Source organism: Bradyrhizobium lablabi, assembly GCF_001440475.1.
Taxonomy (GTDB): Bacteria; Pseudomonadota; Alphaproteobacteria; order Rhizobiales; family Xanthobacteraceae; genus Bradyrhizobium; species Bradyrhizobium lablabi.
Window position 1 is genome coordinate 1 of sequence record NZ_LLYB01000063.1, and the last position, 3,610, is coordinate 3,610.

Here is a 3,610-nt window from a genome sequence, read left to right on the forward strand (position 1 = left end):
CCATCAGCGATCGCTCACCGCTGCAATCGCCTTCTTAACGGACGACTATAACAGGAGCGCATCTCATGTGGCGCGGTCTGCTGTTTTCAGGCGGTCGACTACTGCGGGTCCTACTCGATCGTATCTCCTGAGGCCGCGGGTCGCGTTTGTGTGCGCCACCCAACCACTTCTTGGTGCGGTCCGACATGCTTCTCATTTTTCGCTCGAAAGCGATCTGGTCCAGCTTCCACAATAGACGTTGCGATTTGCACCGACCGAGCCCGCCGCATCAGATGAAGCAAAAGCAGTACGCCACCAAAAAGGCTCGTCATTATAACGGTCGTCATCAAAAGGCACGCCACACAGCACAATGCGGCTACATCCAAGACCGATCGCAACCAGAACGGCACCCAATCCACACGTGCCGTGTCCTCCGTAGAGCCAGACATGCTCGCTATAACTCGCTGCTCTTCTCGATGCGTGATAAGGTTATCATTCAGCGCCGATTGACGGATCGGCACCCTAAGGATGCGAGCTGACGTCAAGCTGACGAGTTTCCCGACGGCAACGATATCGTTTCGCGTGAGTTCCGGGCATTGCTGATCAGCCGAAGAGACCTGGAAAATTTCCCCAACAAACCCCAACAAACCTCTTAGATGTCTTGAAGAGAGTTTTCCCTGCATTGCAGTCGTCGTTCGTACTGGATACGTGCGGCAGCGCCCCATGTTGGAGGCGCCGATTCGTTGTAGTAAAACGGCTTTCACGATAGCCCGCCAATCTGTGCAAGCAATATCGCCGTTTCAGAGGGTCCAAGCCCGACGACGCCTACGAAGCTAGCCGGTGGCACGGGAATGTCCTGACGAGTCGGCTTCCAGAGATGCAGACAGTACCGGCTGTTATTTACGTATTGCGAATGAGGCGGATGCAGTTGCATCACGCACTCCTCTTCATCCCAAAACAGGTCTTTGACGAAGCACATCTCCTCCCAGTTCGGACAACGTCGCGGCGTGGAGACGGAGACATGCTCCCACCCTGGGCGAACAAGTCCGACTATCCTGAGTCTGCACCCACAAGGGCCCTGAACAAAGAAAAGGCCGCAAGGACCTGATCCCGGCGCGCTGGCGAATTGGCCATGTCGTACGCGGCCGGCCTCGAGTTTTTCTAGAACTTGTGCTCTCACGTCCCCTGCTTTGCCTCGCTGATGAATTTGGTTTCGAACAAACTGCTGAACAAACCGCAGATGCAGATCATCTCTCTTCTTCCGCTTCCAATGTCGGCAAACACATGCAAGCGGATGCTCGGCTTTCGTCGAGCCGGTAAAGCATCTGCCCGTGAGGCCAGGATAAACTTTCAGGCATCTCCGGTACCTTTATTGAGAAAAACGCGTACGTTTCCGTACGGATAAGGTCGAGTTTGGTTTCAGCACCAGATCTTTCCTTTTTTAGCTCACCACATCCCCGGTTTCGAAGCTTGCCGCAAACCCACGGCTGCGGCTCGCCTCGCGAGGCTAGGAACCCTTGACGACGGCAAACGCGCCGTCGGAAGCAGTTGCTCTTCCAGTACAGTCACGGCCGGCAGATGGAATGAGCCCCGTTGAACGCCTGCTCACAAGGCGACCGGTTCGGAGCTTGATCCCGCCGTCGAATTCAGGAACTCTTTCGATGCTGGCCTTCTCGTTTGGAATGGGCAGGCACCCCCGCGTAGCAGAATGCGACCATCGGATGATCAGAAGGCCGAATTTTTCGAGACGGCCTTCTCTCTCCTTGCACAGCGCAGCCCCGCGAACCTGGTGAACGGTTCGGCAAGTGGCCGGACGAGCCACAGGCTCCCCCAAGCCTCAGTCGGAAATCGCTCGTGATCCAAGCGCTAAACAGCTGATGAAGGGATTAACGAGCAGCCGCGCCAATGCACAGGCGGTAGGCTGTAACATCTCGGCAATTGCCCCCCCCGCTTGCGTCGGATGGTCATCCAGGCAAAACTAAGATCAGCAACGACGGCAAGACCTTTCGCTATCCATGAAGATGATGTCCGGATGAGGCGCGGCAAGCGGAGCTCCGAGCAGCGCCCCCTCTTCGGCCCGACGACGAAAGTCTCCAGACAATTGGCGGTATCGATCAACGAACAGCGCGATCTGGCTTGCATCACGCGCGGGTGTTTTTCATCGATATAGACCAGGCTGATTCATCCCTTGCGCCTTCCGTAGCGCGCCGGGTTAATGTCGTTGAAGCCGCAGATCGCATAGGCGGCAGCGACACTAGGCTTGACCCGTCGCTGGTCACGAGGAGCACACCTCAATTGACCGTCCAGCGAAGCGCCCCGCAAGACTCGCACAACGCATCGATGAAGCGTCCATATCCCAGAGAGTTTCCAATGACGCAAAAAGCACTCAGAGCAGCTGACTAGGGGTTCCAAAGAAGCTGCTCTGCCAGCAAACTCGGGAACCGCTGACGCTTCCAATTTATTCCGCTCGCGCGCCGCATGGGGAGCACACCCGCGCGTGGCGGGCGCTCCCGTTGGAGCGCCCCTTCCCGGTGCATGCCGCTACGAGAAGTCGGCCACTTTGAGGCCAAGCCGCACCCGTCGGGACGTCTGCTAGCCAGTCCCCGGGCCTAAATTGAGCTGTTCGAAGTACCAAGAAGGATCATCCCCCGACGAATCCGTTTCGATGTATTCTTCACCCGAATATTCGTCGACACTTCCTTCGTTTTCGTCATCACTACTCTCAGCTTTGGAGAGATATAGCTGAGGTTTGTCCACCCGCTGCCATTTTCCCTGCTCGTTCAGCGTCCACTTGTCGGGATGCTGCCTAGGGTCAAGCACATATTCGTTGTCATCTTCCTTGTCTCCCACGTAAACAAAGCCCATTTGCTCTAGACGGGGCTGCACCTCATCGGTGGCAGGACGCGACATGACCAATGCCCGCTTGCCGTCAAGCCGAAGTTGATGTTCCAGCAGAACATCGCCTGCGTTCTCAACGAGCGGATGAGTAACTCGGAGACCGACAACGGACGAGACGTGTTTTCGTCCAGGAAAGTTCCGCTCCCACGCCTCCCCTCCCATGCGACTTCGACCTTCGGTTTTTAGAAGCCCGACACTCTTGTCACCCAATTGGTAGCTGAAATATCGCGCATCGTCCGAATCCTGTACGGTGGATCCGGCTCTGGCGACCATCGCTGTTTGCTTAGCCTTGTTGGAAACGAAATCCGAGTATTCTAGCGGATTATCGGCTATGTGCTTGATGTCGTCACCGTAAAACTTTCTCAGCTCTTTCTTGAATGACTTCCTGTCGATCTCATCGATGGGAGGTACGGAAACGAGGGAGTACGGCCGTGTCGCCCCCGAGGACGAACCAGGCGCCGTGTCTGCAAGCGCTTCCGTAAACCTCCGGCCATCTGCTAATGGCTCCGATTCATCGGCCTGGCTCCCGCTTGGAAATTGACTGGAAGAACCAGTGATTCTGCTATCCATGCGGTTCGCTCCCCCTATCGCAAAAATTGCACCGTGCTGGCCCACTAAGACCTGTAGACATGATAGGCGCGCGAGCTGACAATAAGCTGACGCACAGACGGGGTGCATCATCCTAGCCCGCATTTCTCACAGTGCCGACTGATCTGACAACGCCGATTTGGTG

General features: G+C 56.2%; 2 protein-coding genes. Both read right to left on the bottom strand.

The genetic code is table 11. From position 1 onward, the window contains the following. Positions 1-739: 739 nt before the first annotated feature. Entirely contained in the window at positions 740-1,159 is a 420-nt protein-coding gene (locus CQ14_RS48235; protein WP_156434996.1) for a DUF7694 domain-containing protein, read from the bottom strand. A gap of 1,412 nt (positions 1,160-2,571) precedes the next feature. Beyond that, positions 2,572-3,447, bottom strand: a complete 876-nt coding sequence (locus CQ14_RS14770) for a host specificity protein (RefSeq protein WP_082649876.1) — start codon at positions 3,445-3,447, stop codon at positions 2,572-2,574. Positions 3,448-3,610 lie beyond the last annotated feature (163 nt).

Bases quoted from the DNA above. Each gene is read 5' to 3' on its own strand.
- CQ14_RS14770 (WP_082649876.1), bottom strand. From the start codon at position 3,447: ATGGATAGCAGAATCACTGGTTCTTCCAGTCAATTTCCAAGCGGGAGC.